The organism is Rhizobium sp. SVR5-9E (genome assembly GCF_056755095.1).
Genome location: NZ_JBNDHS010000212.1, coordinates 1 through 1419, shown reverse-complemented (window position 1 = coordinate 1419; position 1419 = coordinate 1). Strand labels below are relative to the sequence as shown.

The 1419-nt window shown below is 58.3% G+C and carries 2 protein-coding genes and 1 pseudogene; all 3 read right to left on the bottom strand.

The window, feature by feature from the left end:
- Positions 1 to 213 (bottom strand): putative peptidoglycan-binding domain-containing protein (locus ACPYOJ_RS34450; RefSeq protein WP_481420239.1); only part of this gene is annotated, 213 nt, incomplete at its 3' end.
- 48 nt (positions 214 to 261) lie between these two features.
- A pseudogene (locus ACPYOJ_RS34445) lies at positions 262 to 443 on the bottom strand (glycosyl hydrolase 108 family protein); the annotation flags it as partial.
- A 613-nt stretch (positions 444 to 1056) separates the two neighbouring features.
- Positions 1057 to 1413 carry a hypothetical protein gene (locus tag ACPYOJ_RS34440; RefSeq protein WP_481420238.1) on the bottom strand — a complete coding sequence of 119 codons (357 nt, stop codon included), beginning with the start codon at positions 1411 to 1413 and terminating at the stop codon, positions 1057 to 1059.
- Positions 1414 to 1419: the final 6 nt, after the last annotated feature.

Genomic DNA, 1419 nt, shown 5'->3' with positions numbered 1-1419 from the left:
TCCCTTGCCGAACGCCTTCCATGTCTTCAGTGCCCTGAGAAAGGCCATACGGTGGTCGGGAATGCGCGCAATCAGGCTGTCGTTGTCGTTGACGCCGCCGAGGGCGAGAAGCGTTCCCTGCCCGATAATGCCGTCTATGAGCCCCTGATACACTCCCATCGCCTGGAGCGCGCGCTGCAGCCATTTGACCGATTGCGCAACACCGGAGTTCACCGAACCGTCGAAGACCACATAGGAGACGCCAGGCGTCAGCTTCTCGCCCTTGATTTCATCCCAGTATTTCTTGCCGTAGATCGCGTCGAGCTTGGAATTGCTGATGTTCTTTCTCGGATCACCGACAGACTGAGCGAGCGACGATACTCGTCGTAGACCCGCTGCGTCACGCCCTTTATCGTTGCGCCGCCGGGATCTTTCGGATTGTGGGAATAGCCGCCTTCGATCACCAGCACCTTGGCGAGAGAGCGCGCGAACTCGTTTGCGGGGTCGAGAGGACCTGCATTGTCGAGCTCCAGATTGCTTCAAAAGGTTCAGGCAAGTTACGCGCGCGATAGGCGCAGGCCCGCACCCCCAGTGCGGCAAAGGAGACTCGGCAGGACCCCAGATCCTATGCCGGGTCTCCACCCTCAAGCACCGTCGCGAAGAACTTCGCACGATCCATTTGATTGGCAAATATCATGATGTGTCGGACAGAGATTCGTCCGGTGGATTTTAACCGGCCGCTATCCTGGCCCGTTCATTGCTATTGCGCGATCGACACGCGCCCATCAACTTGCCGGGGCTCGCGAACCACAGCGCGGCACCCGGAGACTCGGCGGGAACGCCAGACCCTATGCCGGGTCTCCGACGCGCTGACGTTTGATTGCGTCTGCGATTGGTAGGAAAAAGGCGCCGTTAGGGAGCCTTATTGATGCCACTGCGAAGGGAACTAAGCGGTGAGCCGCAGATTTCCTTGGCCTTTGAGCTTATCGAGGTATGCTCGAACGATCCCTGCGCAAGCGAACGAAGCCGTTGACCTCAGACCTACACCCGGTGCCGCCTCTGCAGGTTTGGATGGTCCTAGTATTCGTAGTCGCTTCTAATTAGTGGGCATCCTCGCCGATTGCCGAATTCCATTCGCACAGGGCCTCGGCGCTTAAAACCGTCCACCACAATTTTGCGAGAAGACACCCCGGCAATATGCGCGCGGCGAACGCCTTGATCACGGGCAATGTCCAACGCGTCGTCTGGATCACAGCCACGTTGCCGGTAGCGATAGCGGTCCTGGTCGTCGTAGCGATACCTGTCCTGGTCATAAACGTCTACGCCGCCAGGGCCTATACGAAGCTCCAAATCTTGAGTGGCTCCGATAGTCGGAGCCAGCAAGGATCCACTGATAACCGACCCGATTAGAACCAGCTTGACTAAGGCACGCATTGGGGA

Bases quoted from the DNA above. Each gene is read 5' to 3' on its own strand.
- ACPYOJ_RS34440 (WP_481420238.1), bottom strand. From the start codon at position 1,413: ATGCGTGCCTTAGTCAAGCTGGTTCTAATCGGGTCGGTTATCAGTGGA.